At 66.1% G+C, this 24,822-nt stretch carries 23 protein-coding genes; 8 read left to right on the forward strand and 15 right to left on the reverse strand.

Going from position 1 to position 24,822, the window contains the following annotated elements:
• Positions 1-79: 79 nt before the first annotated feature.
• Positions 80-1,963, forward strand: a complete 1,884-nt coding sequence (locus tag KBA48_RS23710; RefSeq protein WP_292911045.1) for a glycosyl hydrolase family 28-related protein — start codon at positions 80-82, stop codon at positions 1,961-1,963.
• A gap of 151 nt (positions 1,964-2,114) precedes the next feature.
• On the opposite strand, the gene KBA48_RS23715 is transcribed toward KBA48_RS23710, so the two are convergent.
• Positions 2,115-2,489 carry a hypothetical protein gene (locus tag KBA48_RS23715; RefSeq protein ID WP_292911047.1) on the reverse strand — a complete coding sequence of 125 codons (375 nt, stop codon included), beginning with the start codon at positions 2,487-2,489 and terminating at the stop codon, positions 2,115-2,117.
• Position 2,490: 1 nt separating this feature from the next.
• Entirely contained in the window at positions 2,491-3,843 is a 1,353-nt protein-coding gene (locus KBA48_RS23720; protein ID WP_292911049.1) for a lipopolysaccharide biosynthesis protein, read from the reverse strand.
• A gap of 396 nt (positions 3,844-4,239) precedes the next feature.
• Between KBA48_RS23720 and KBA48_RS23725 the strand changes: the two genes are divergently transcribed.
• Positions 4,240-6,510, forward strand: a complete 2,271-nt coding sequence (locus KBA48_RS23725; protein ID WP_292911051.1) for an acyltransferase family protein — start codon at positions 4,240-4,242, stop codon at positions 6,508-6,510.
• On the opposite strand, the gene KBA48_RS23730 is transcribed toward KBA48_RS23725, so the two are convergent.
• The 4 genes from KBA48_RS23730 to KBA48_RS23745 form a co-directional block, all read right to left on the reverse strand.
• Positions 6,474-7,448, reverse strand: a complete 975-nt coding sequence (locus KBA48_RS23730) for a polysaccharide pyruvyl transferase family protein (protein ID WP_292911053.1) — start codon at positions 7,446-7,448, stop codon at positions 6,474-6,476. The two genes, KBA48_RS23725 and KBA48_RS23730, sit on opposite strands and share 37 nt — an antisense overlap.
• Before the next feature lie 109 nt (positions 7,449-7,557).
• Positions 7,558-8,247 carry an HAD family hydrolase gene (locus KBA48_RS23735; protein WP_292911055.1) on the reverse strand — a complete coding sequence of 230 codons (690 nt, stop codon included), beginning with the start codon at positions 8,245-8,247 and terminating at the stop codon, positions 7,558-7,560.
• The gene (locus KBA48_RS23740) at positions 8,240-8,860 is read right to left on the reverse strand and encodes a phosphoribosyltransferase family protein (protein WP_292911057.1); all 621 of its coding nucleotides are present in this window, start codon (positions 8,858-8,860) and stop codon (positions 8,240-8,242) included. The genes KBA48_RS23735 and KBA48_RS23740 overlap by 8 nt, the downstream gene beginning before the upstream one ends.
• Positions 8,796-10,187, reverse strand: coding sequence for a hypothetical protein (locus KBA48_RS23745; RefSeq protein ID WP_292911059.1), 1,392 nt, complete (start codon positions 10,185-10,187; stop codon positions 8,796-8,798). Before KBA48_RS23745 ends, KBA48_RS23740 begins: the two co-directional genes overlap by 65 nt.
• A gap of 138 nt (positions 10,188-10,325) precedes the next feature.
• Between KBA48_RS23745 and galE the strand changes: the two genes are divergently transcribed.
• On the forward strand, positions 10,326-11,372 hold the full coding sequence (gene galE / locus KBA48_RS23750; RefSeq protein WP_292911061.1) for a UDP-glucose 4-epimerase GalE: 1,047 nt from the start codon (positions 10,326-10,328) through the stop codon (positions 11,370-11,372).
• On the opposite strand, the gene KBA48_RS23755 is transcribed toward galE, so the two are convergent.
• Genes KBA48_RS23755 through KBA48_RS23770 form a run of 4 tightly spaced genes read right to left on the reverse strand, consistent with a single transcriptional unit; the run spans position 11,357 to position 16,286 of the window.
• Positions 11,357-11,668, reverse strand: coding sequence for an ArsR/SmtB family transcription factor (locus tag KBA48_RS23755; RefSeq protein WP_367273867.1), 312 nt, complete (start codon positions 11,666-11,668; stop codon positions 11,357-11,359). The two genes, galE and KBA48_RS23755, sit on opposite strands and share 16 nt — an antisense overlap.
• A gap of 41 nt (positions 11,669-11,709) precedes the next feature.
• Positions 11,710-14,922 carry an efflux RND transporter permease subunit gene (locus KBA48_RS23760; RefSeq protein ID WP_292911065.1) on the reverse strand — a complete coding sequence of 1,071 codons (3,213 nt, stop codon included), beginning with the start codon at positions 14,920-14,922 and terminating at the stop codon, positions 11,710-11,712.
• Positions 14,919-15,917 (reverse strand): efflux RND transporter periplasmic adaptor subunit, encoded by a 999-nt coding sequence (locus tag KBA48_RS23765; protein ID WP_292911067.1) that lies wholly within the window; start codon positions 15,915-15,917, stop codon positions 14,919-14,921. The genes KBA48_RS23760 and KBA48_RS23765 overlap by 4 nt, the downstream gene beginning before the upstream one ends.
• Positions 15,918-15,938: 21 nt before the next feature.
• A complete protein-coding gene (locus KBA48_RS23770) occupies positions 15,939-16,286 on the reverse strand; it encodes a rhodanese-like domain-containing protein (RefSeq protein WP_292911069.1) in 348 nt (115 codons plus the stop codon).
• A 187-nt stretch (positions 16,287-16,473) separates the two neighbouring features.
• On the opposite strand from KBA48_RS23770, the gene trxC reads away from it, so the two are divergent.
• Positions 16,474-16,917: a thioredoxin TrxC gene (gene trxC, locus KBA48_RS23775; protein ID WP_292911071.1), complete on the forward strand. Its 444-nt coding sequence runs from the start codon at positions 16,474-16,476 to the stop codon at positions 16,915-16,917.
• A gap of 23 nt (positions 16,918-16,940) precedes the next feature.
• Positions 16,941-17,141 carry a DUF2892 domain-containing protein gene (locus tag KBA48_RS23780; RefSeq protein ID WP_292911073.1) on the forward strand — a complete coding sequence of 67 codons (201 nt, stop codon included), beginning with the start codon at positions 16,941-16,943 and terminating at the stop codon, positions 17,139-17,141.
• Positions 17,142-17,150: 9 nt separating this feature from the next.
• Here KBA48_RS23780 and KBA48_RS23785 read toward each other — a convergent pair whose 3' ends face one another.
• From KBA48_RS23785 to araD, 5 genes are read right to left on the reverse strand one after another with little or no spacing between them, the layout of a single operon-like run.
• Positions 17,151-17,900, reverse strand: a complete 750-nt coding sequence (locus tag KBA48_RS23785; protein ID WP_292911075.1) for an SDR family NAD(P)-dependent oxidoreductase — start codon at positions 17,898-17,900, stop codon at positions 17,151-17,153.
• Entirely contained in the window at positions 17,897-18,769 is an 873-nt protein-coding gene (locus tag KBA48_RS23790) for an SMP-30/gluconolactonase/LRE family protein (protein ID WP_292911077.1), read from the reverse strand. The genes KBA48_RS23785 and KBA48_RS23790 overlap by 4 nt, the downstream gene beginning before the upstream one ends.
• The gene (locus KBA48_RS23795; protein WP_292911079.1) at positions 18,766-19,653 is read right to left on the reverse strand and encodes an aldose 1-epimerase; all 888 of its coding nucleotides are present in this window, start codon (positions 19,651-19,653) and stop codon (positions 18,766-18,768) included. The genes KBA48_RS23790 and KBA48_RS23795 overlap by 4 nt, the downstream gene beginning before the upstream one ends.
• Before the next feature lie 2 nt (positions 19,654-19,655).
• Positions 19,656-20,459, reverse strand: a complete 804-nt coding sequence (locus KBA48_RS23800) for an aldolase/citrate lyase family protein (protein WP_292911081.1) — start codon at positions 20,457-20,459, stop codon at positions 19,656-19,658.
• Positions 20,460-20,467: 8 nt separating this feature from the next.
• Positions 20,468-22,210 carry an L-arabinonate dehydratase gene (araD, locus tag KBA48_RS23805; protein ID WP_292911083.1) on the reverse strand — a complete coding sequence of 581 codons (1,743 nt, stop codon included), beginning with the start codon at positions 22,208-22,210 and terminating at the stop codon, positions 20,468-20,470.
• A 200-nt stretch (positions 22,211-22,410) separates the two neighbouring features.
• Here araD and KBA48_RS23810 point away from each other — a divergent pair, with 200 nt between their 5' ends.
• The 3 genes from KBA48_RS23810 to KBA48_RS23820 form a co-directional block, all read left to right on the forward strand.
• Entirely contained in the window at positions 22,411-22,698 is a 288-nt protein-coding gene (locus KBA48_RS23810; protein WP_292911085.1) for a UxaA family hydrolase, read from the forward strand.
• Between the two features lie 13 nt (positions 22,699-22,711).
• On the forward strand, positions 22,712-23,887 hold the full coding sequence (locus KBA48_RS23815; protein ID WP_292911087.1) for a UxaA family hydrolase: 1,176 nt from the start codon (positions 22,712-22,714) through the stop codon (positions 23,885-23,887).
• The coding region (locus KBA48_RS23820) for an Ldh family oxidoreductase (protein ID WP_292911089.1) at positions 23,884-24,822 on the forward strand (939 nt) is incomplete at its 3' end. The genes KBA48_RS23815 and KBA48_RS23820, both read left to right, overlap by 4 nt.

Consider the following 24,822-nt stretch of genomic DNA (forward strand, 5'->3'; position numbering starts at 1 on the left):
GCCCTGGCCCAACGCTTCAGCCTGGAGCGCATGATCGATGCATATGAGACCCATTATTTGGCCCTGGCGGGCAAGGCGGGTGCTGGCCGGGTGGCGGCATAGCGGCCTGCTGGCCCTGCTGATCCTGATGCTGCCCGTCGCGGCCCACGCGGAAACCTATCCCGCCGACAGCGGTGCCCTGAATGTGCGTGATTTCGGGGCGCGCGGCGACGGGCAGTCGGATGACACGGCCGCCTTCCTGGCGGCCTTGGCCGCCAGCGGTGGGGATACCGGCACCACCTTCTGGCAGGACCGCGTGGTCTTTGTCCCCGACGGCACCTACCGCCTTTCCGCCCCGCTGGTGAAACGCTATGCCGATGGAAGGTTCGGGTCGGGCTTTGTCCTGATCGGGCAGTCTGAAACCGGCACCATCCTGAAACTGGCCGATGGCGCCGCCGGCTATGACAATCCGCAACAGCCGCGAGCCGTGATCTTCACGACATCAAAGCTGCTGCGCGGTGCCCCCGGTGATGGCGGCAAGGATTATCTGGGCCAGGGCGAAGGCAACGACGCCTATATGAATTTCGTGGAAAACATGACCATCGATGTCGGCGCCCGCAATCCCGGTGCCGTCGCCATCGATTTCCTGGGCAATAACAGCGGCGCCATCCGCCATGTCACCCTGCGCGCTGGCGCCGGCAGCGGGGCCATCGGCCTGTCCATGACCCGTAAATGGCCGGGCCCCACCCTGGTACAGCATCTGACCATCGACGGTTTCGCCACAGGCATCATGACGGCGCAGACCGAATATGGCCTGACCTTCGACCATATCCGCCTGCGTAACCAGACCGACGCCGCCATCGCCAACACCCAGAACGCCCTGACCATCCGCGATCTGCATATTGACGGCCCGGCGCCCGTCATCCTGAACAGCGGTGAAAAGGCCTATCTGGCACTGGATGGCGGATCGGCGCCCGTGTCCAACCTGATGGTCCTGGTCCGCAATGACGGGTTCGTGACGGTCCGCGACCTGTCGCTGGCCGGGCAGGCGCGCAGCGGCGTGATGCAGGGCCGCAATGGCTGGCAATCCCTGCCCGCCGCCGACTGGCACATGCCGATGCAGGATGCCCCGCCCAGGCCGGCCATCCCTTCCGCCCAATGGGTCAATGTCGCCCGCTATGGCGCCACCGGCGACCCGGCACAGAATGCGACAGACGCGCTGCGTCAGGCCTTTGCCTCGGGTGCGGCCGTCGTCTATCTGCCCAGCGGCACCTATTCGCTGAGCGACAGTGTGGAGATCCCGGCCAGTCTGCAGCGGATCGTCGGCATGAATTCCACCATCCGCATCCTGAACCGGCGCCCCACCTTTGCCCGCAGCACCGGCATGTTCCGCGCGGCCAGCGCTGGCCCGCCCCTGTTTGTCGAACGGCTGGCCTTTGACAATACCGGCCTGGGGGAACAGGTGGGGATCGAACTGTCGGGGCCGCGCGACATCGTCATGCGTGACATCGTCACCGCCGGCACCACCATGCTGGACCGGCGGGCCAGTGGTGGACGGGCCTTTTTGGACAATATGTGCTGCGGCCTGCTGCGCCTGACGGGGCCGCAACCCGTCTTCGCCCGCCAGTTCAACAGCGAAGGCACCACCACTCGCATCATCAATCGCGGCAGCCCGCTCTCCATCCTGGGCCTGAAGACGGAGGGGGTCTGTACCGTGCTGGACAACCGCGACGGCGCCAAGACCGATATCTTTGGCGGTCTGGTCTATGTGGTGCGTGACGGGGCGCCGGCCAGCGTGCCCAGCTTCATCAATAGCGGCGCTTGGCTGTCGGCCAGTCTGGTGGAGGAATCCCTGCGCACCGGCAGCCGGTATCAGGTCTATGTCGGTCGCGATCCCGGCGATCCCAAGGGAGCGGTGCCGGTGACCGGTTTCCCGCTTCGCGGCTATGGCCGCTTCATCCCCACCCTGCGCGACACGCCCTGATCCATTAGAGCTGTTTGCGGTGAACCGCAAACAGCTCCGGCGGCGACGGCCGCCGCGCCGCACGTGCGGCGTAGCCAAGCTGCGGATGCAGCGCCGGCGATTGAGGCTAATGCAAAGCAAGAGCGTGTTTGCGGTTCACCGGAAATACGCTCTATGGCCGCGTGACCGCGAACGGGTCCTGTCCCGGACGTTGCACTGGGGCGGGACCCTTTGGCGATTGCGACGCGACACAGGTGCCGCCCCGCCGTCTGGCATCCAGGTCACAATCCGCGAAGGCGGGATAGACACAGGACATGACGTTGCCCGGCTGCGCCAGGCAGTAAGGCAAGGCCGCCACCGGCGCCGGCATCTCCCGCGCATTGGTGGTACAGCGTCCCCCCGCCCGGTTCGCTTCGCGCTGACAGGAGGCGGGATCGACATACAGGCACTGGTCGGGCAATCCCGTCACCTTCACGCAGAAGGGGGCCGCCAGGGCCGGTCCCGTCAGCATCGTCACCGTCAGGAACAGCAGACCGATCCGTCGCATCTCAATTCCCTTTCCCTTGATGGCCGATAGCCCGCGCCATCAGCACCAGCAGCAACAGGCAGCAGAGCGCCTGCGCCGCGCCATAGCCCGCGATGACCCAGGGGGCCGGCAGGCCCAGCGCCACACCGCCGGCGAAGACGGCCACCGTCAGGCACAGCCGACCGATCTGCCACCCCGCCGCCAGGGCCTGTTTCTCCAGGATCTGCAAGGTATGGAACACCGGCTGCACCACCGCCTGGGCCAGATAACCCAGGCTCATCGCATGCAGATAGACCACGCCTTCCTGCCAGACGGCGCCGAACAGGGCGGCAAAGGTCAGGTGGCCCACGATATTGGCGGCCAGCACCCAGACCAGCGCCAGCAGGAACTGCCGTGACACCACCTGCCCGAAGCGGCGGCGCAGGCGCGCGGGGTCGCTGGCCGCAATCTTGCCCGCCTCCCCGATATAGACCTGCAGGATGGAGGTGCCGACAATGGCCAGCGGCCGCGACACCACCCGTTCCACCAGAAATATGAAACCCGCGATATGCGGGGAATAGGCAAGTGAGACCAGCAGATACAGCAACTGGCTGCTGCCGGCCGCATCGATCAGGGCGGCCCAACTGCTGATCAGCGGAAAACGGATATAGCGGCGGGCCAGAACCCGCATCTGCCGCCAGGACAGAAGCCGCCACCATCCCCGGATGCGCCGCGCGGCGGCCGCGAACAGGCCCAGGGTACCGGCCGACTGTCCCAGCGCCGACCCGGCCAGCAGGCCCGGCGTGCCGGCGCCCAGCAGGGCCAGCCCGATCTGGCTGCCTGGTCCCACCAGCCCCTGGGCCAGTCTGGTCCGCGCGATGGCAGGGAAATCCCCCGACCGGGTGGCCAGTTGCAGGGCGACATAGTACCCGCCCAGCCCCGCATAACCCAGGATCACCAGCCAGCGATAGAGATCCAGTTCCGCCGCCTCCATCGGTACTGGCCACAATGCCTGCACCGTCGCCGCCGGCACGGCAAAAACCGCCAGCCCGATGGCAAACGTCGTCAGCAGCAGCACGCACAGACAGACCGCCGCCAGATTGACGGCATCGGCCCGCCGCCGCGTCAGCGGCAATGCCAGCTCATAGCGCAGCGAGGCGATGACCGTGCCCATGGTCAGCGCCGCCAGATAGACGGACAGGATGCCGAACTGCTGTGGTGAATAAAGCCGGGTCAGCAGCGGCGAGAGCAGGATGGAAATGGCCTGCCCGCCGGCGGCGCCGGACATCATGATGGCCACATTGCGCAGGAACGGCCGCGCGGCCAGCCCGTTACGCAGACGGCCCACCATGCCGCGCGGTGCGATCAATCCCGATACGGCACTTTCCTGGGTCATTCTGTCCCCATCGGTTTCAGCCTGAAATACGCCGTTCCCTCACCCTCCCACCCGCTGGCACGGGCGGGCCCCTCCCTCTCCCGCAAGGCGGGCGAGGGGCCGAAGGTGGGCAAGCCGCCTGGTTTCAGCCCTCGCCCACGAAGGTGGGAGAGGGAGGGGCCCGTTGGCGTCAGCCAATGGGAGGGTGAGGGCAAAACCCAACCCCACGCATAACATTGAAAAATCCACAACGTACCCGGTAAACCAGCGGGTCACAGCAAGGTCACAACCTGCATTCCAAACCCGCCCGTTAATATTGAGCGTGGAAGATTGTCCGCCCATCACTGCGCCCTTCGCAGGCGCATCGAAGTAATGGGGCCGTGATCACTTCCTCTTTCCTGACCGGCGGGAGCCCAGATGATGCAGGCGGATGACAAGTTCGCGGATAATAATTTCACGCCGCTGCGGCTGGGTCTGGCCCTGCTGGTGGTGCTGGGCCATTACAAGCTGTTTATCGGAATCGGCTCCCCCGCCTTTCCGTTCAATTACGCGGCCCTGGCGGTGGAATGTTTCTTTGTGGTCAGCGGCTATCTGGTGGCCAACAGCTTTGACCGCGACCCGGACCTGAAGCGTTTCTTCATCAAGCGCTTCTTCCGCATCTACCCGCTTTACATCGTGGTGGTCGTCGCCCAGACCCTGATCCTGGGCAGCCTGGCCGAAGGGGGGATCACGGCCAATCTGGGCTCCATGGGCACCTATCTGCTGGTCAATGCCGCCTTTGCCAATTTCCTGCAATATGATGTGGGCAGCGCGCCCCTGTCCGGTCTCTATGAATCCAGCCTGAATGCCAGCCTCTGGACCCTGAAGATCGAATTCGCCTTCTATCTCCTGCTGCCCTTCATCTGGCGGCTGTTCATGCGTTACGGGGTGGTTGTGCTGGTCGGCATCTTCCTGGCATCCGTGGCCTATCGGCAGGGCATGGAACTGGCGGGTCATCACACGCTGGCCAAGCAATTGCCGGGGCAGTTGCAGTTCTTCGTACTGGGTGTTGCGGCCTATCGCTACCGCCATCTTTTGCGGCTGGAAAACCGGTGGGTGGGTCTGGGGCTGGCCGTGGCGCTGGCGGCGGTGGTCACCGCGCTGCTGACCACGCGTCCGCCCGTGCTGTACCCGTTGCTGGTGGCGGCGCTGGTTGTGGCGCTGTCGCTGCTGACGCCGCGGGTGAAGATGAAATCCGACATCTCCTACGGTGTCTATCTGCTGCACGCGCCCATTATTCAGCTCTCGCTGCTGTTCGGCATCTATGAACCCGGTCTGGATGGGCTGGCCGTCACTGTCGCGCTGGTCCTGCTGCTGGCGCTGGCGGTGGAACGCTGGGTGGAGGCGCCGGGCATCGCCCTGGGCCGCCGCCTGATCCGTCGCGCACGGTCCTCCTCCCCCACCCCGCCCGACGGGCCGGGCGAACTGACCGTGGTCATGCTGAACGATTATTGCCATGTCCAGGGCGGGGCCAGCAAAGTCGCCATTGATGAGGCCGTGCGCCTGTCCAGCAGCGGCGTGAAGGTGATCTTTGTCGGTGCCGTCGGCCCCGTCTGCGACGCGTTGCGCGACGCCCCGGTGGAGGTGCATTGCCTGGGCCAGCGTGAATTGCTGGATGCGGGCCGCCATCCTGCCACCGTGATGCAGGGCCTGTGGAACGGCAAGGCGGCGCGGCGCGTGTCCGCCATCCTGGAAAAACTGTCGCCTGCCCACACGATCGTGCATCTGCACGGTTACACCAAGGCGCTGACCACCGCCCCGGTCCGGGCGGCGGAACGGCTGGGCGTGCCGGTGATCTGCACCTTGCACGACTTCTTCCCCGCCTGCCCCAACGGGGCGTTTTTCAATTATCAGACGGCGCAGCCCTGCGCGCGCCGTGCCCTGTCGCGCGACTGCATCACCACCCGCTGCGACAAGCGCCGGCATGCGCACAAGCTGTTCCGGGTGGCGCGCGGCGTGATCCAGCGGGTGCTGGGGCGGTTCCCGGCCTCCGTCGCGCATTATATCGCGCTGTCGGAACGGTCGGTGTCGATCCTGTCCCCCTATCTGCCGCGTCAGGCCCGTATCCACCGCCTGCCCAACCCGGTGGAGGCCCCCCAGTCCGTGCCGGCCCCCGTGGCGCTGAACGACATGATCCTTTATCTGGGCCGTCTGGATGAAGAAAAGGGCGTGTGCCTGCTGGCCCGCGTGGCCGCAACCATGGGCCTGCCCGTCACCTTTGTCGGTGACGGCCCGCTGAGGGCGGAAATCGAGGCGATACCGGGGATGCGCGTGACCGGCTGGCTGGACCGTGCCGACATCCAGTCCTACCTGTCGCGCGCTCGCTGTCTGGTCTTCCCCAGCCTGTGGTACGAGACGTTCGGCCTGACGGTGTCGGAGGCGGCGGCGCGCGGCGTGCCGGCCATTGTCAGCGACATCACGGCGGCGGCGGAGCGGGTGGAAGATGGCGTCACCGGCTGGTGCTTTCGCAGCGGTGACGCGGATGATCTGGCCCGATGCCTCGACCTGATCCTGGACGATGCGCGGGTACAGGCGGCCGGGACCGCCGCCTACCACGCATTCTGGGCCGACAGCCGGTCCGGGGACCGGCATATCGTTGATCTTCTGAAGATTTACCGGGCGGCGGTGGCGCGCGATGCGCTGGCCTGACGGAACTGGCTTTTCCAGCGATCGATCCCGTCCCAGGGCAGGTTCAGTGCCAACGGACGGGCATGCTGGATCCACTGGTCGATGGCGTCGATCTCCATGCGCGACGCCACGGGCAGGCCGGTGGTGGCGCTGATCTCCGTAGCGCGGTTGTCGACGGGGATCACCAGGGCGCGGCGGCGATGCTGCAACGCGCGGATGCCGCCATGCAGGCGGGCGCCGACAAAATCCACATCCTCCTGCGCCAGCAACCGGTCATAGGCCGCCACGTCCGGCGCGATGGGAACAAAGCCCGATGCCCCGATCTGGGCCAGATAGGGCAGATCCTCTTCCTGCTGCGGCCAGACATAGACGGTGCGGTAATGCCGCTTCAGCAGGTCGAACAGCGCCCGGTCCTGCTCCGGCGCCGGCCGGTAATAGGTGACGGCGAAGACGACGGATTGCGCGGTGCGCACCGGAATGGTCTGGCAATGCGCCTCATCCAGCCGCCACATGGTGGGGCAGGCCGTATAGACCAGATTGGGCACATGGTCGCGCAGATTGTCGAACGTGTGCATGTCGCGCACGGAATGCAGGCCGGTGCGCGACAGGACCCGGCGGAAGAACAGCCGCGTTGCCGCGTCCGCCCCGCCCCGCCCATATTGCTGCCAGCCCACCCCCATCAGCACCACATTGCGCCAGCACAGATAATCCAGCGGGGTGATCTTCCAGTTGCCGCGCACCAGCATGTGCGCCTTCAGGATGTTGGTGCCGCCGACGATGGACAGGTCCGCCTTCCGCCCGGCCTGCAATTCGGCCAGCGTGGCGCGGCGGTGGGTGGGGGTGCGGATGAATCTGGCATCGGGCATCAGGTCGCCCACCTCCTGCCAGACCGCATCCATGATGAACTGGTCACCCAGATTGTCGCTTTCCATGGCTGTATCGAACATGTTGATCAGCATGCCTATCTCCTGTCTTGTCGATCTCCCGCTTGCGGGCGAGGGCGAAGTGTTACGAAACCCTTCATTCCACCCCTCGCCCACGAACGTGGGTGAGGGGTGGGCGTCGGCCTCAGCCGATGGGAAGGTGAAGGAACGGCCGTGGCGCCGATGAAAGTCCCCGATGCAGCACCGTGTCCGGGAACCGCCCGGCGAGGCCCCCCAAAGACCGTTCCGTCCCGAACCAGTGGACGGTGCCGCAGACCTCGATCAGTGGCAGGTCATCCTCATGGTCGGTGAACAGCACGCGCGGACGGTCCAGCCAGCCTTGGCGGTCCAGGAAATTCAGGACGGCGTCGCGCTTGTGCGGGCCGACATTGCTGGGCATGTGCGGCGCGCGGTCGGGACCCGTGGCCAGAACGTGGCGCACGCCCAGCATGCGGCCCAGGCCGCGCGCATATTCATCCACGGCCGCCGTGGCCAGCACGGCATCGACCCGCCCCTCGGCCACGGCCGACAGAAGACGGGTGAATTCCGGGCGGACATGATGGAACAGGCGGCGGTTCAGCGTCTGGGCCGATCGGCCGCCATCACCTTCCGTCGCCTGTTTCCACAGGGCCTGCAGGCTGCGTTTCAACCGTTCATGGTCGATAAAGCCGGCCTTGCGCGCCGCGAGCGCCCCGCCGGCGCGCAAGGCCAGGCCCAGCCGCCGGCCGGGTCCCAGATGCGGGTAACGGGCCCGCACCATATGGACCACCCAATGCCGGAAGCTGTTCACATCCAGGACGGTGCCGTCCAGGTCCAGGATCACGACGCTATGCATCGAAGGACCAGGGGAAACGGCAAAGTTGCTGATCATACAGGCTGTACCCGGGGGAGATACGCGGCTGGCGTGTGGTCACGGTGATCACGGCGGACCGGATGTCGGCCTGTTCCGGCGCCAGTTTGCGCACCACATCCATCACCTGCGAAAGGGTAGCCCCGGTATCGATGGCGTCATCCACCACCAGCAGCGAGACACCCTGCCCCGCCCGCGACAGCCAATCATCCAGATGGGACAGTTCGTCCGGGTCGAAGCGGTAGGGCTCGGTCGGTTCCGCCCGGCTGCCCCGCGTCAGCATGGCATGTTCCCAGACGCGCAGCCGGTCCACCAGCGGGCGCGGCAATTGCGACACCAGCGCCTTGAAGGCACCGGATTTCTCCTTCACCGCCGTGCTGGCCCGGCGGCAGGTCAGCGGCAGGACGGGCATGGACAGGCCCGATGCCCTGGCCATGGCCTCCGCCACATGAAGGCCGCCGGTGCGGATACCGATCAGGGCATCGGGTCGGAAATCCCACATCACCTGCCCGATCAGCGCCGCACAGGCACCATCAAAGCCGGACGGGTCCAGGGTGACGACGTCCTGGCGGCGGGCAGTCTGTAAATTCCCTCTCATCGGATGTCTCCATGGGTTTGGGCGCGGATGGGGAGGCGGGAGAGGTCTCCCGCCACAAGGTGCCGATGGCGGCTCCCAGGAACAGGCAGGCGGCCTGATCCTCGATCACGGACAGGACGACGCCATAGCCGGCGGCAAAGGCCAGGATGGCCACCGCCGCCTCTGCCCTGTTCCGGTCGCCGGTGACGGGGCGCAGGGCCAGATGCACCGTCAGCGCCGCGTAAAGCACCGCGAACAGGCCGAACCAGGCGAACAGCAGCACGGCGATATTGTCGGCGGGGTTGAAGGCGCTGGAGGCGTACAGGCGCTGAGGCCCGCCGATGCCGCCCAGCCCCACGCCGAACACCAGCATCTGGTTGCGCGCGATCCAGTCCCAGGCGTCGGGCCAGGTGTAGGCGATGCGCAGATAGAGGGATTCCATGCTGAACACCCCGTCCCCATGGTCCAGGTGCAGCCCATGGGTGAACAGCGGCAACCCCGCCGCCAGCAGCAGGAACCCCAGGAAACAGAGCCGCAGCCAGGTCAGCCGGATCAGCGACGGCAGGCACAGCAGCAGGGCCACCGGCACGAAGGCGATCAGTGACCCCTTCTGCGTGGTCAGGAACACGCCCGCCATCGACGGCACCGCCAGCGCCAGCCGCGCCAGGGGGCTGCGCATGTGCGACATCAGAACGATGGCGAGGCAGGGCAGAATGGCGGCAACGGCAATGGAACTGCGCGTGAAGCCCGCGACCCGTCGCGCGAACGGATCGCTGATCTGCCAATCCTTGGACACGTCGACATTCAGGTCGCCGACCATGGTCCGCATGCCGGTCCAGGGAAAGGCCATGCCTGCCTTGTCCAGCAGGATGCCGACCATGATCAGGCACCAGAGCAGCCAGAACAGCCGGCGCATGCCCGGCCGCTCCCCCAGCAGGATTCCGGCCACAAGGAAGCCGAACAGCAGGTTCAGCAGGATCTTCACGCCATAGGCCACGCCCATGACGCTGCCGATGGTGCCCATCAGCACCAGGCCGTGGAAACCGATGGCAAGCCCGAAGGCCGCAAAGGCCGGGTGCAGGCGAAGCTGCGCGGCCTGCGCCGCACACAGCAGCAGCAGCGGCCCCGCCATCAATCCGTCGCGCAGCAGGATCAGATTGTCCTTGCCCGCCAGATACAGGCCGTACCGGACCGGCGCTTCCAGCGCGTAGAGGACCAGATAGAGTGCGGCGCAGCAGACGAAGACCCGAACCAATCCAGGCACGTCAACATTCCCCGCCCCCGTCATGGGGACGGGAGCATTGGCGCGGGGATGGCCGAAACCGGCATGGAGGGTGGTGTCACTCATGGCACCATCACAACACCCGTGGGGGTGGCGGGGCTTGTGACCAAGCTGTGGCAGGTGCGAAGCTACATTGCCGATGTGCTGCACTGCGGTGTCATGCTGTCGGGGCCGGAGAACCGGTCCTCATGAAGGGAGAGTTCCATGTCCGCACAGCATGTCATCGTCACCGGCGGCGCCGGCTTCATCGGCAGCCACACCTGCAAGGCGCTGTCACGGGCCGGTTTTCTGCCCGTTGCCGTCGACAATCTGTCCAACGGGCGGGCCGATGCCGTACGCTGGGGCCCGCTGGAAACCGGATCGCTGGAGGATGCCGGCTTCCTGAACAGCGTGTTTGACCGCTATAAACCCGTCGCGGTCCTGCATTTCGCCGCCCTGATCGAGGCGGGGGAGTCGGTGAAATTCCCCGGCCGCTTCTATCGCAACAATGTTGCCGGCACCCTGGCGCTGACGGAGGCGATGGCGCGGGCGGGGGTGGATGTGCTGATCCTGTCCTCCACCGCCGCCGTCTATGGCGATAGCGGCGGTGCGCCCATCCGCGAAAGCAACCCGCTCTCCCCCGTCAACCCCTATGGTCAAAGCAAGCTGATGGCGGAAACCATCCTGGGCGATCTGGCCGCCGCCAATGGCCTGCACTTCACGGCCTTGCGCTATTTCAATGCGTCCGGTGCCGATCCGGATGGGGAGTTGGGGGAGAACCATGACCCGGAAACCCACCTGATCCCGCTGGTCCTGCGGGCCGCCTTCGGCCTGCGGCCCGACATCCGCATCTTTGGTACGGATTATCCGACGCCGGATGGAACCTGCATCCGCGATTATGTCCATGTCTGCGATCTGGCCGCCGCCCATGTGCTGGCCCTGTCCCGGCTGCTGGATGGCGGCGGGAACATGGCCTTGAACCTGGGCAATGGTCAGGGTTTTTCGGTGCGTGACATCATCCGCACGGCCATGATGGTCACCGGCCGCCCCATCCGGGTGGTGGAACAGGGCCGCCGGCCCGGTGACCCGGCCATCCTGGTCGCCGACGCATCGGCCGCGCGTGACCATCTGGGCTGGACGCCCTCATTCCCGCATATCCGCGACCATATACGCCATGCGGCCGCCTGGATGGGCCGGCAGGCCGCGGATGAAGCGGTGGGGACGCCGGCCCCGTGGCAGTTGGGCCTGACCGCCGCTCACGCGCAGTCGTGACCGTCCGGATCGGCGCAGTAAATGTCGTAAAGCGTCAGGATCACCCGCTCCGCCTCGACGCTGGCCAGCGCGTAATAGATGGTCTGGGCATCGCGGCGGGCCCGGACCAGACCATCCTTGCGCAACAGGGCCAGTTGCTGCGACACGGCGGTATCGCGCATGCCGATGCGCTGGGCCAGATCGCCCACCGACCGTTCGCCCTGCAACAACTGGCACAGGATCATCAGCCGGCTGCGGTTGCCCAGCGACTTCAGCAATTCAACCGCGCGGTCGGCGTTGGCCTGCATGTCTTCCATATTCATCCCCCTGAGATAAAAGGGAACGCTTTGGCCGTCAATCAGGCAACCGCGTCCGCATCCCGCAACACAACATAGATGGCCGGGATGACCAGCACCGTCAGCAAGGTGGACGATGCCAGCCCGAACAGCAGCGATACCGCCAGACCCTGAAAGATCGGGTCAGTCAGGATGGTGGCCGCCCCGATCATGGCCGACAAAGCCGTCAGCAGGATGGGCTTGAACCGCACGGCACCGGCCTCCAGCAGCACCTCACGCAGGCTCATCCCACGCCCCCTGCCATGGCGGATGAAATCCACCAGCAGGATGGAATTGCGCACGATGATGCCGGCCAGCGCGATGAAGCCGATCATCGACGTGGCGGTGAAGGCCGCCCCCATGATCCAATGGCCCAGCATGATGCCCAGCAGGGTCAGTGGAATGGGCGTCAGGATGACCAGCGGTAGTTTGAAACTGCGGAATTGCGCCACCACCAGCACATAGATGGCCAGGATCGCCACCCCGAACGCCCCCCCCATGTCGCGGAACGTGACCCAGGTGACCTCCCATTCCCCATCCCACAGCAGGGTCGGATGGCTTTCATCCGCCGGCTGTCCGGCCAGCCTTACCACCGGCTTGGGCAAGCGGCCCCAATCATGTGCCTCGATGGCATCGGCCACGGCGCCCATGCCATAGACCGGCGCCTCATACCGGCCCGCCAGTTCCGCCGTCACCATGTCGGTGAAATAGCCGTCACGGCGGAACAGCACAGGCGATCCTTCCTCCCGCGTCACGCGGACCAGTTCGCCCAGTTCCACCACCCGGTTCGATCCGGGGATGGCGTTGGCCGGCACCGGCGTGCTGGCCAGACGCGCGGTCCAGGCGCGGTCTTGCCTGGGCAGGGCGATGGAGATATCGACGGGATAGCGTTCCTCTCCCCGGTGGGAATATCCGACGGGGTTCGTCCCCAGTATGGACCGCAGCGCGTCATAGACTGCCGCCTGCTCCACCCCGAAATATTCCAGCCGTTCCTGATCAATGGAAATCCGCAGGCGCGGCTGCGTCGTGCCATAACTGTCATCGATGTCGGTGATGAAGGGGATGGTGGCGAACAGCGTGCGTACCTCCGCCGCCACCGCCCGGCGTGTGGCCGCATCGGGGCCGTAGATCTCGGCCAGCAAGGTCGCCATCACCGGCGGGCCGGGCGGCACCTCCACCACCTTCAGGCTGGTGCCCTCCGGCAGTTTCAAACCGGTCAGAAGCTTGGCCCGCAAATCCAGCGCGATATCATGGCTGGCGCGGGCGCGCTCCCCCTTGGGCGCCAGATTGATCTGCAGCTCGCCCAGGTCGGGGCTGTTGCGCAGGAAGCTGTGCCGAACCAGACCGTTGAAATTGAACGGGGCCGCCGTACCCGCATAAATCTGCGCCGACCGCAGCTCCGGCAGCCCGGCCGCGATCTCCGCCGCCTGGAACAGCAGCCGTTCCGTATCCTGCAACGTCGCCCCGCGCGGCAGGTTCACCTGCACCGACAGTTCGGATTTATTATCGAAGGGCAGCAGCTTGACCGTCACGCTCTTGGTCGCGAACAACCCCAGCGACGCCACCGTCGCCACCCCGACAATCGCCAGGAACCGACCGGCATTGCGGCGCGAGGACAGGATGGGCACCGCCACCCGGCGATACAGCCTTCCCATCGCCCCGCCATCATGCGCACCCTGATGCCCAGCCCCCGCATCCCCGCCCTTGCCCGTCAGTTTCAGCATCAGCCAGGGCGCCAGCACCATAGCGGCAAAGAAGCTGAACAGCATGGCGGCCGAGGCATTGACCGGGATGGGCGCCATGTACGGCCCCATCATGCCCGACACGAACAGCATGGGCAGCAGCGCCGCGATCACCGTCAGCGTGGCGACGATGGTGGGGTTGCCCACCTCCGCCACCGCCTCCACGGCGCCGGTCAGCCGGTCGCGTCCATCCTGCATGGCCCAATGCCGGGCGATATTCTCCACCACCACAATGGCATCATCGACCAGGATGCCGATGGCGAAGATCAGGGCGAACAGGCTGACACGGTTGATGGTGTAGCCCATCAGATGCGCGGCAAACAGGGTCATCAGGATGGTCACGGGAATGACCACCAGCGTCACCAGCGCCTCCCGCCGCCCGATTGCAAACCAGATCAGGGCGACGATGGACAGGGTTGCCAGACCCAGATGGAACAGCAGCTCATCGGCCTTTTCCGATGCGGTTTCCCCGTAATTGCGCGTCACCTCCACCCGCACGCCATCGGGGATCAGGCGGCCGCGCAGGCTTTCCACTCGCTCCAGGATGGCATCGGCTACAACCACGGCATTGGCCCCCGCGCGTTTGGCCAGCGCCACCGTGACGGCGGGGCTGCGCATCCACGCCCCCTTGTCGTCCTTCACCATGGTCCAGGCCGCCTGATCCACGGGCGCGCTGTCCAGCACGATCTTGGCGACATCGCGGACATAGACGGGACGGTTGTCGCGGCTGGTCAGCAGCAGCAGCCCGATATCGGGCACCCCCGACAGGGTCTGTCCCGCCGCCACCGTCAGGCTTTGGCCCCCGTCCAGCAGCCGTCCCGCGACAAAGGACCGGTTCGCCCCCGCGATCTTGGCCGTCAACTGTTCCAGCGTGATGCCATAGAGCGCCAGCTTTTCCGGATCGGGTTCGACCCGCACCTGTTCCGTCACCCGTCCTGCCAGGAAGGTGGCGCCGATATCGGGCACCTTGATCAATTCTGTCCGCAGCTTTTCCGCCAGCGTGCCAAGGTCGCGGTCGTGCCAGCGGTCTTCCATGCCGGGTTCCGCCGACAGGGTCAGGGTGACGATGGCGACATCATTGATGCCGCGCCCGATGATGGCAGGTTCGGGAATGCCGACGGGGATTTCCGACAGATGCGCGCGGATCTTGGCATGCACCCGGACGATGGCGTCATCCTCGTTGGTGCCCACCTTGAACCGCGCCGTCACCATGACGCGGTCATCCTCCGTCTGGCTATAGACATGGTCGACGCCATTGATGCCCTTGACGATGGCTTCCAGCGGCTTGGTCACCAGTTCGGCCGCGTCCGGGGCCTTCAACCCGTCGGCCGATACCATGATATCGACCATGGGCACGCTGATCTGCGGCTCCTCCTCACGCGGGATGATGGCCAGCGCGATCAACCCGGCGATGAGCGAGGCCATCAGGAACAAAGGCGTCAGCGGGGAACGGATGGTCGCCCGCGTCAGCAGGCCGGAAATGCCCAGCGTCATGGCCGCACCATGATGTCGCCATTGGAAAGACCGGACAGGATTTCCACCCCGTCCGCCAGACCGGGCAACGGGCGGTTCTGCCCGCGCTGCACCGGCACCTGCAGGGTTTTGCCATCGGCCCCGCGCAGTTGCGCATAATCCAGGCCGAAACGGCTGGTCAGGTAGGAGGCGGGCACCACAATGGTCGGCCGGGCGCCGGCCGGCACAAGCACGCGCACCCGCTGGCCCACATAATAATCACCCAGGCCTGCCACGCGGGCGTCGGCCTGCACACGTCCATCGCTGATCTGGGGATAGACCAGGGTGATGGCCCCGGTCCCGTCCGCCGCCCCCGGCGCCATATCCTCCCCATCCAGCCGGACGGGATCGCCGCTTTTCAGGCTGGACGCATGGCGTTCGGGGACGGACAGGCGCAGGACATAGTCGCGTTCGGCAATCATGGCCACCGCCTCCCCCGCCATCACCACCGTACCCGGCGTGACCGGCACGCTCAGCACGCGGCCGCTGGTGGGGGCCAGGACCTGCCCCTCATTCATCTGCTGACCGACCACGGCCCGTTCGGCGGTGCGCGCCTTCAGATTATTGGCGGCGACATTGGCGGCGGTGCGCAATTCGTCCAGCCGCTGCCTGGTGACAAAGCCGTTCCTGGACAGCTCCTCGGCGCGCTTCAGGTCCGCCTGCGCCTGATCCATCTGGGCACGGGCGGCAGCGATCTGCGCGTCCAATCCCCCCTGCTGCAGGGCCAGCTTCTGGTCGCCGATGGTGGCGATCACCTGCCCCGCCGTCACGGCGTCGCCTTCCTTCACCGACAGGCCGGTGATGGTGCCGCCGGTACGCACGCGCGCCGGCACCTTGTTCACGCTTTCCACCGTCGCGAACACAGACTTCTGGTCCGGCAGGCTCTGCACCGCGACGGTGAATTCCTCCCCGGCGGCCAGAACCGGCCCGGCCAGAAGGGTGGATAGCAGCAAGGATGACAGCAGGCGTGCGCGCATTTTTCCCTCCCCCTTCTCTGGCTACCGCCGGTCGATCACGCCGCCGCTGGTCGGGTCCAGCGTGACCGTGGGCAGGCGGTGGGCCATCCAGGCCTGGATGCCACCCGCCATATGCTCGCTATGGTTCAGGCCCGCCTGCTGACAGCGGGCGATGGCCATGGCAGACCGCTTGCCCGACCCGCAATGGAACACGATCCGCACATCCCCACCCGCCGGCAGGGCCGCCGGATCGAAACTGGACAACGGGAACAGCAGGGCGCCATGGATGCGGGCGGCGGCAAATTCCTGCGGCTCGCGCACATCGACCAGCAGGATGCCATGCGCGGTCAGCAGGTTGTGGACCTCGGCGGGCGACAGTTCCTTGATCATGGGATCATCCTATGGAGTTTGTTATATTCAGATATATGAAGGTAATGGAGTGGCATGACCCCGTCAACGGCTGGAGCCATGCCCCGCATCATGACGGCATCTTGCCATTAATCGTATATTCGTATTTTCGTAGATATGATATTTCCTGACGGACAAGCTGAACATCACAAATGGTGAAGGAGGCGTTATGGACAGCATCGCCCATCGGCATCTGGTCTGCCCGTCCTGTCTGGCCATCAACCGGATGCCGGCAAGCCGGCCCGCCGACGGCGCCAATTGCGGCGCCTGCCACAAGCCTTTGTTCGGCGGTCAGCCGCAGAGCGTCACGGCGGCGGCACTGGACAAGCATCTGGGCAAGGGTGACCTGCCCGTCCTGCTGGACCTCTGGGCGCCCTGGTGCGGCCCGTGCCGGCAGATGGGCCCGCAATTCGCCCGCGCAACCACGCTTCTGGAACCCGCTGTCCGCCTGCTGAAACTGAATGTGGACACGGAACCGGAATGGTCGGCCCGCCTGCAGGTGCAAAGCATCCCGACCCTGGTCCTGTTCCGCGACGGCAAACCTGTCGCCCGCCAATCCGGCCTGATGTCCGCCGAACAGATCGCCGGCTGGACCCGCTCTCACCTTTCCTGAAAACATCGCGAACGGAGATAAAAATGAACGTCGACAAAGCCGTCCTGTCATTCGCCGGCATCATGATCCTGGTCAGCGTCGGTCTGGCCTGGTTTGCCAGCCTGACCTGGCTGCTGCTGACCCTGTTCGTCGGGCTGAACATGCTGCAGGCCGGCATTACCGGCTTCTGCCCCGCCGCCATCATCTTCCGCAAACTGGGCCTGCAGCGCGGTTGCGCCTTCTGACGCTGCGTCTCAGTTCTGCGTCAGGCCAGCATCGACGACGAAATTAGCGCCGGTACAGCCGGCACTTTCGTCCGACGCCAGGAACAGGGCCATCCGGGCCACATGATCCGCCGTCAGGCGGAATTTCAGGGCCTGCAGGTCGATGAATTGCTGGTTCAGTTCCGGGGTCAGCCACAGGGTCGCCTGACGGTCGGTCAGGATGGCGCCCGGCACGATACAGTTCACCCGCACGCCCCCCGGTCCATATTCACGGGCCAGCGTGCGGGTCAGGCCATTGATGGCGGCCTTGGACGTGGTGTAGCTGACCATGCCCGGCCGCCCGCGCATCCAGGAGATGCTGCCCAGCATGATGATGGAACCCTGCCCGCGTGCCATCATGGCAGGGGCGACGGCCTGGCTGGCGAAGAACTGGTGATCCAGGTTCAGCGCCAGCATGCGGCGCCAGCTTTCGGGTTCCACCTCCCCCACCACCTGCCGGTCATCCTTGCCGGCATTGTTGATCAGGGTGTCGATGCCGCCGCTTTCCTGTTCGATATCGGCGATGACGGCACGCAGGGCGGCGATATCAGTGATATCGCAGGGCACAAAACGGGCACCGGTGCGTGCCGCCATGGAAGCCCCCGCCGCCTCGTCGATATCGATGAAGCTGACGCGGGCACCCTGGGCGGCAAACGCTTCCACCATGGCCCCGCCGATACCGGACGCACCACCGGTGATCAGGACCGAACGGCCCTCCAGGCTGTGATACCGCACATTCATGGCAGGCTCTCCGGATCGCAAGGCATGTCGGGCAGGCCGGGCACATCCACCGGCATGGCGAACAGGGCGCCATCCATCGGCCCGTCAAAGCCGGCGGCGACGCTGGTGACATACAGCGTCCTGCGGTCGGTCCCGCCGAAACACGGCATGGTGGGGCAGCGGGCCGGCGTGGGGTATTCCGCCATCAACCGCCCGTCTGGATCATAACGCTGCACCCGCCCGCCGGCATAAAGGGCGGTCCAGTAACAGCCGTCGGCGTCCACCGCCGCCCCGTCGGGACGGCCCCGGTCCGGCGCATCGGGATCAAGCTGAGCGAACAGCCGCCTGTTGGCCACCTGACCGCTTTCCGGATCGTAATCATAGGCATGGATGGCAAAACGCGGCGTATCAGCATGATAGAGCGTGCGACCATCGGGGGAAAAGGCCAGACCGTTGGAGGTCAAAAGCCCCCCGAACAGCAGGCGCAATCCCCCCTTCTCCAGCCGGTACAGACCGCCCCGCGCGCCGGATTTCGGCTCGTCAATGGTACCGATGACCAGATGCCCCGCCGGATCGACCCGGCCATCATTGAAGCGGGTATCGGCGGGATTGGTCGGGTTGGCGGCCAGCATCGGCCCTACCCGCCCATCCGCATCCAGCCGATAGATGCCCGTGCGCAATCCCGCGACATAGCCACCACCGGCCAGCGGCACCACGCATCCCGGATTTTCGGGCAGGTCCCGGCTGGACAGGGTTCCGGCATCCGGGCGGTAACGGTGCAGTTGCTTGCCCGGAATATCGATGAAGGACAAGGTCGCCGTCGCCGCGTTCCATACCGGGCATTCGCCCAACCGGGTACGCAGCGGCAGGACCGGGGTGAACTCACTCATGCCAAAGGCTCCACATTGATACGCACGGTGCCGGACAGGCTGTCGCCGGGGGCCAGGATGGCCATGGGTGGCAATTCCGGCTGGTTCAGGGCATTGGCGCCATGGGTCACGGGTTCCACCGCAAAAAAATCGCGTCCGGCGGGGGTATAGACACGCAGGGTACCGAAAATCCGGTCGGCGCGCAGGCTGACCAGCAGGCCGGGGACCGTGCCCGTCATATGGGCAATGCCGGCCCAGCCGGGGAAATCCCCATCCACGACACTGTCATCCAGCAACCGACCATGGCGAAAATCCGGGTCGGGCGGCATGATGACCCTTTCCGGCAAGCCGTCCCGGCCGCTGGACCAGGAGGACAGGGCCGAAAAGCGCAGCATCGTGCCGGCCCCACGCCGGAAGAACGGATGCAACCCCATGCCCGCCGGCGCCATGCCGGGACTGTCATTGGTCAGGTCCAGACCGATTTCCAGACCGCTCCCGTCCAGCCGATACGCCATGCGTGCCGTGAAGGCATAGGGCCAGTCGCCCTCTCCCACCGCCGCCGGCTGGTGCGACAGGCGCAGGCGGAGATGGGTGTCGCCCTGTTCCTCCACATCCCAGCCGCGCTGCCAGCCCAGCCCGTGCAGCGGATGGGCGATGTCCGGCGTGTTGCGCCGGATCTGGTGCCAGCGCCCCGCGAACAGGAAACGGCCATCGGCAATGCGGTTGGCATAGGGCAGCATGGGATAGCAGGCCGTCCGCCGCACCTGCCCCTCACTCACGGCATCGGCCGGTGTCGGACGCATGATATCAGTCCCGTCCCGCGCCAGGGACAGCAACGCCCCCCCGATGCCGGGCGCCACCGCCGCCCGCATCGAACCCGCCGAGAGGGTGATGACCCTTTCCATGCTCAGTACGGCCCCGTGACGACCGGCACCGCCGGCGCCTGTCCGCGCAGCGCCGCCTGCCATTCCACGGCGCGGCCCGTCATCATGGCGATGTCGGACGCCACGGCGGCGAAGCTGTAGCCATATCCGATAAAGCGCCCCACCATCTCCGGGTTCGGCCCGACAATGCCGATGGGCTTGCCCGCCTGCCTAGCCAGGCTTGCCGCCTCCGCGATCCTGGCCTGCACCGTCTCATGCCCCACCTGCCCGATCAGGCCCATGGCGGCGGACAGGTCGCCCGGCCCCAGGAACAGGGCATCGACACCGGGCATGGCCGCGATTTCCACCACCCGTGAGACGGCCCCCGGCGTTTCCAATTGCACGATGACCGCCACCTCGTCATTGGCGCGCTTCAGATAGTCCGGCACCCGTCCATAGCGTGACCCGCGATGCACCGCCGCCACCCCGCGCACCCCATCGGGCGGATAGCGGGTGTAGGAAACGGCGGCCTGCGCCTCCTCCGCATTCTCCACAAAGGGCAGCATCACGGTGCGGGCACCGGCATCCATGACGCGCTTCACCAGCACCTGATCATTCCAGGCCAGCCGCACGATGGCCTGCGCCGGGGTGCATTCGATGGCGCGCAGCAGGTTGGCCAGGTCCGGCATTTCGATGGGCACATGCTCCATATCCACGACCAGGAAGTCGAAGCCGCAATGGCCCATCGCCTCCGCCGTGCTGGGCGCGCCCGACATCAGCCAGGTGCCCGTCAGCAGCCGGGAGGTGTCGGCCAGTTGCCGCTTCAGCGGGTTCAGGGGTTCGTGCATCAGGTTCCTCAATAGATCGGCGGCTCCGGCACCTTGGCGGTGCCGGCCAGGAAATCGAAGTCGCAGCCTTCGGGCGCCTGCGTCACATGCGCCTTGTAGAGTGCCGCGTAAGACCGTTCATAACTATTGGCGGGCGGGGTCCAGGCGGCGCGGCGGCGGGCCAGTTCCCCTTCATCCACCAGCATGTCGAGCGTGCCGGCCACGGCGTCCAGCCGGATCAGGTCCCCCGTCTGCACCAGCGCCAGGGGCCCGCCCACCGCCGCCTCCGGGGCTGCATGCACGATACAGGCACCGTAATGCGTTCCCGACATGCGCGCATCGGAAATGCGCACCATGTCGCGCACACCCTGGGCGAGCAGCTTTTTCGGGATGGGCAGGTTACCCCATTCCGGCATGCCGGGTGCTCCCACCGGTCCGCCATTGCGCAGGATGATGACGCTGTCGGCATCGATATCCAGGTCCGGATCGTCAATGACGGCCAGCATCTGCGCATTGCTGTCGAAGACGATGGCCCGGCCCGTATGGCGCAGCAGGCGGGGATCGGCGGCGCTTGATTTCATCACCGCCCCGTCGGGGCACAGATTGCCGCGCAGCAGCGCCAGGGTCGCCCCGCGTTCCAGCGGCACCACGGGGTTCGATGCGTCGCGGATGATGTCATCATCAAAACATTCCGCCTCCGCAATCTCCTGCCCCAGGGTGCGGCCCGTCACCGTCAGGCAGTCCAGCGACAGGTGGTCGCGCAGCTTCCACAGCAGCGCCCGCATCCCGCCCGCAAAGAAAAAATCCTCCATCAGCGCATTGCCGGACGGGAACAGGTTGGCGCAGACGGGGATGCGTCGCGCGGCGGCGGCGAGATCATCCAGCGACAGGGGCACCCCCGCCCGGCCCGCCAGGGCCATCATATGCACGGCGGCATTGGTGGACCCGCCCAGCGCCATATAGGCGACGACCCCATTCATGAAGGCATCGCGGGTCAGAATCTTCTGCGGCGTCAGATCCTCCCCCACCATCGCCACAATCCGTTCCCCGCAAAGCGAGGCCATGCGGCGATGGCCGCTATCCACGGCGGGGATGGAGGAGGCGCCGGGCAGGGTCATGCCCATGGCATCGGCGATGCCCGTCATGGTCGACGCCGTGCCCATGGTGTTGCAGGTGCCGATGGACCGCGTCATCCGCGATTCCAGGTCCAGCCAGTCGGCGGGCGTGATGGTCCCGGCCCGCAATTCATCCCAGTATTTCTTGGTATGGGTGCCCGCCCCGGTCTTGGTGCCGCGCCATTGCCCGTTGGCCATGGGGCCGGCGGGGCAGTAAATGGCGGGCAGCCCGGCACTGATCGCCCCCATCAGAAGCCCCGGTGTGGACTTGTCGCACCCGCCCAGCAGAACCGCCCCGTCAATAGGGTGGGAGCGCAGTAGCTCCTCCGTCTCCATGGCCAGGAAGTTGCGGTAAAGCATGGTGGTGGGCTTCACCATCACCTCCCCCACGCTCAAGGCCGGCAGTTCCACCGGATAGCCACCGGTCCGCAGCACCCCGCGCTTCACGGCGTCCGCCACATCACGCAGATGGATGTGGCAGGGGCTCATCTCGCTCCAGGTGTTCACGATGGCGATCACCGGGCGGTCCATAAACTCCTCCCGCCGCAATCCCATCTGCTGCGTCCGCTGCCGGTGCGCAAAGCCGCGCATGTCGGGAGACACGAACCAGCGGGCGCTGCGCAAGGGGCGTTTCGGGTCGGATGGCGGGTTGGTCATGTCACCAGCTCTTATATAAGACCGCTGACAGAAGGGACGCTTTCCAGGGTAAAGTCAACGCAAAAATCGGCGGAATACCGCCATTCCTGAAAATCATCAAAAACCCATCTTGCCAAGCGCCAAACGTTATGAGCTTATGTGTCTTATATAAGACTTCAGACTTCCAAACGAACCATCCAGCGAACAAGGGGAGGCTCCAAGTGGGCGCACCACATCTTCTGGTCCATGACCGGCGCGACAATGTCGGCGTCGTGGTTGTGGAGGGGTTGAAAGCCGGCACCGACATGCTGTGCGTCGTGACCGAGGATAACAGCGAGTTCCGCGCGACCGTGAAACAGGACGTGCAGATCGGGCACAAGGTGGCGCTGCGCGACTTCGCGGTCGGCGATACCGTCATCAAGTATGGCGAGGATATCGGCAAGGTGGTGCAGCCCATCGAAAAGGGCGCCCATGTCCATACCCACAATCTGAAAACCAAGCGCTGGTAAGGAAACCCGGATCATGAATTACGCTGATCTCAAGATCTGGGGCTATCGCCGCGAAAATGGCCGCGTCGGTGTGCGCAACCATGTCGCCATTCTGCCGCTGGACGATATTTCCAACGCGGCGTGCGAGGCCGTGGCCGCCCATATCCAGGGCACCATCGCCCTTCCCCACTCCTATGGCCGCCTGCAGTTCGGCGCCGACCTGGACCTGCATTTCCGCACCATCATCGGTACCGGCGCCAATCCCAATGTCGCGGCCTGCGTCGTGATCGGGATCGAGGAAGGCTGGACCCAGAAGGTGGTCGACGGCATCGCCGCCACGGGCAAGCCGGTCGCCGGTTTCTGGATCGAGGGCAATGGCGATATCGCCACCGTCGCCGCCGCCAGCCGCAAGGCCAAGGAATTCTCACAATGGGCCTCCGAACTGGTGCGCACCGAATGCCCCCTGTCAGAGGTGTGGGTGGCGGCCAAGTGCGGGGAAAGCGATACGACCACGGGTCTGGCCTCCTGTCCTACCGTCGGCAACATGTATGACAAGATGGTGGAGCTGGGGCTGTATGGCTGCTTCGGCGAAACATCGGAGCTGACGGGCGCCGAACATCTGGCCGCCGCCCGCGCCGCCAGCCCGGAGGTGGCCGCCAAATTCATGAAGACCTGGCAATCCTATCAGGATGACGTCATCGAGGCGCACAAGACCTCCGACCTGTCCGACAGCCAGCCGACCAAGGGCAATATTGCCGGCGGCCTGACGACGATCGAGGAAAAGGCCCTGGGCAACCTGGAAAAGATCGGCAAGAAGACCAGCTATATCGACGTGCTGGAACCGGCGGAAGCGCCGGCCAAGGGTCCCGGCCTGTACTTCATGGACACCTCATCCGCCGCCGCCGAATGCTGCACTTTGCAGGCCGCCGCCGGCTATGTCGTCCATTGCTTCCCCACGGGCCAGGGCAATGTCATCGGCAACCCGATCATGCCCGTCATCAAGATCACCGGCAACCCGCGCACCGTGCGCTTGATGAGCGAGCATGTGGACGTGGACGTGTCCGGCATCGTGCGCCGTGATATGACCATTGATCAGGCGGGCGACGCCCTGATCGACATGATCGCCCGGACCTCCAACGGTCGCCTGACAGCGGCGGAAGCGCTGGGGCATAAGGAGTTCGTGATGACCAAGCTGTACCGGTCGGCATGAGTACGGTCACGCTCAGCCTGGAAGAGGCCAAGCGTCTGGCCATGGGCGCGCTGGTCAAGGCCGGCGTCGCCCGGGCCAGTGCGGCGGCCACGGCCGAGGCGCTGGTGGCAGCAGAGGTGGATGGGCAGGCCGGGCACGGCCTGTCCCGCGTCCCCTCCTACACGCTGCATGCGCGGGTCGGAAAGGTGGATGGCAATGCCGTGCCGGTCGCCGTCGCGGCGGGCGACGCCGGGGTGCGCATCGATGCGGGCCATGGTTTCGCCTATCCCGCCATCGATCTGGCCATCGACCGGCTGTTACCACTGGTGGCGAGGACCGGCGTCGCGGCGGCCGCCATACACCACTCCCACCATTTCGGGCAGGCCGGTCGGCATGTCGAACGGTTGGCCGATCAGGGGCTGGTGGCCTTCGCCTTCGCCAACACGCCGGCCGCCATGGCCCTGCCGGGCGGGCGGCGGTCGTTGATGGGCACCAACCCCATCGCCTTTGCCGCCCCGATGCCGGGCCGCGCGCCGCTGGTCATCGACATGGCCCTGTCGGTGGCGGCACGCGGCAAGATCATGGCGGCATCAAAGGCGGGCAAGCCCATTCCCGAAGGCTGGGCCCTGGACGCCGATGGAAACCCGACCACCGACGCCAGGGCGGCGCTGGCCGGATCGCTGCTGCCCATCGGCGGCGCCAAGGGGGCGGCCCTGGCCCTGATGATCGAGGTCATCTGTGCGGCCCTGGTCGGGGGCAATTTCGGCTGGAACGCCAGCGGCTTCTTTGATGGCGATGGCGGCCCGCCCGACCTGGGGCAATTGCTGATCGTGCTGGACCCCGCCCGGTTCGGTGGCGACGGCTATGCCGCACACATGGCGCATCTGCTGCTGACCGTGGCGGGGGGGGCGCCGGCCCGTCTGCCCGGCGACCGGCGGCGGGCGCGGCGGGGGAAG

It is taken from the genome of Niveispirillum sp. (assembly GCF_017996735.1).
GTDB lineage: Bacteria > Pseudomonadota > Alphaproteobacteria > Azospirillales > Azospirillaceae > Niveispirillum.

What these genes read in the sequence shown, in the direction of transcription:
- KBA48_RS23760 (WP_292911065.1), bottom strand. Translation starts at nt 14,922, where the DNA reads ATGACGCTGGGCATTTCCGGCCTGCTGACGCGGGCGACCATCCGTTCC.
- KBA48_RS23795 (WP_292911079.1), bottom strand. Translation starts at nt 19,653, where the DNA reads ATGGAAAGGGTCATCACCCTCTCGGCGGGTTCGATGCGGGCGGCGGTG.
- KBA48_RS23780 (WP_292911073.1), top strand. Translation starts at nt 16,941, where the DNA reads ATGAACGTCGACAAAGCCGTCCTGTCATTCGCCGGCATCATGATCCTG.
- galE (WP_292911061.1), top strand. Translation starts at nt 10,326, where the DNA reads ATGTCCGCACAGCATGTCATCGTCACCGGCGGCGCCGGCTTCATCGGC.
- KBA48_RS23725 (WP_292911051.1), top strand. Translation starts at nt 4,240, where the DNA reads ATGATGCAGGCGGATGACAAGTTCGCGGATAATAATTTCACGCCGCTG.
- KBA48_RS23800 (WP_292911081.1), bottom strand. Translation starts at nt 20,459, where the DNA reads ATGCACGAACCCCTGAACCCGCTGAAGCGGCAACTGGCCGACACCTCC.
- araD (WP_292911083.1), bottom strand. Translation starts at nt 22,210, where the DNA reads ATGACCAACCCGCCATCCGACCCGAAACGCCCCTTGCGCAGCGCCCGC.
- KBA48_RS23770 (WP_292911069.1), bottom strand. Translation starts at nt 16,286, where the DNA reads ATGATCAAGGAACTGTCGCCCGCCGAGGTCCACAACCTGCTGACCGCG.
- trxC (WP_292911071.1), top strand. Translation starts at nt 16,474, where the DNA reads ATGGACAGCATCGCCCATCGGCATCTGGTCTGCCCGTCCTGTCTGGCC.
- KBA48_RS23765 (WP_292911067.1), bottom strand. Translation starts at nt 15,917, where the DNA reads ATGCGCGCACGCCTGCTGTCATCCTTGCTGCTATCCACCCTTCTGGCC.
- KBA48_RS23715 (WP_292911047.1), bottom strand. Translation starts at nt 2,489, where the DNA reads ATGCGACGGATCGGTCTGCTGTTCCTGACGGTGACGATGCTGACGGGA.
- KBA48_RS23785 (WP_292911075.1), bottom strand. Translation starts at nt 17,900, where the DNA reads ATGAATGTGCGGTATCACAGCCTGGAGGGCCGTTCGGTCCTGATCACC.
- KBA48_RS23790 (WP_292911077.1), bottom strand. Translation starts at nt 18,769, where the DNA reads ATGAGTGAGTTCACCCCGGTCCTGCCGCTGCGTACCCGGTTGGGCGAA.
- KBA48_RS23735 (WP_292911055.1), bottom strand. Translation starts at nt 8,247, where the DNA reads ATGCATAGCGTCGTGATCCTGGACCTGGACGGCACCGTCCTGGATGTG.
- KBA48_RS23740 (WP_292911057.1), bottom strand. Translation starts at nt 8,860, where the DNA reads ATGAGAGGGAATTTACAGACTGCCCGCCGCCAGGACGTCGTCACCCTG.
- KBA48_RS23720 (WP_292911049.1), bottom strand. Translation starts at nt 3,843, where the DNA reads ATGACCCAGGAAAGTGCCGTATCGGGATTGATCGCACCGCGCGGCATG.
- KBA48_RS23815 (WP_292911087.1), top strand. Translation starts at nt 22,712, where the DNA reads ATGAATTACGCTGATCTCAAGATCTGGGGCTATCGCCGCGAAAATGGC.
- KBA48_RS23730 (WP_292911053.1), bottom strand. Translation starts at nt 7,448, where the DNA reads ATGCTGATCAACATGTTCGATACAGCCATGGAAAGCGACAATCTGGGT.
- KBA48_RS23755 (WP_367273867.1), bottom strand. Translation starts at nt 11,668, where the DNA reads ATGGAAGACATGCAGGCCAACGCCGACCGCGCGGTTGAATTGCTGAAG.
- KBA48_RS23745 (WP_292911059.1), bottom strand. Translation starts at nt 10,187, where the DNA reads ATGAGTGACACCACCCTCCATGCCGGTTTCGGCCATCCCCGCGCCAAT.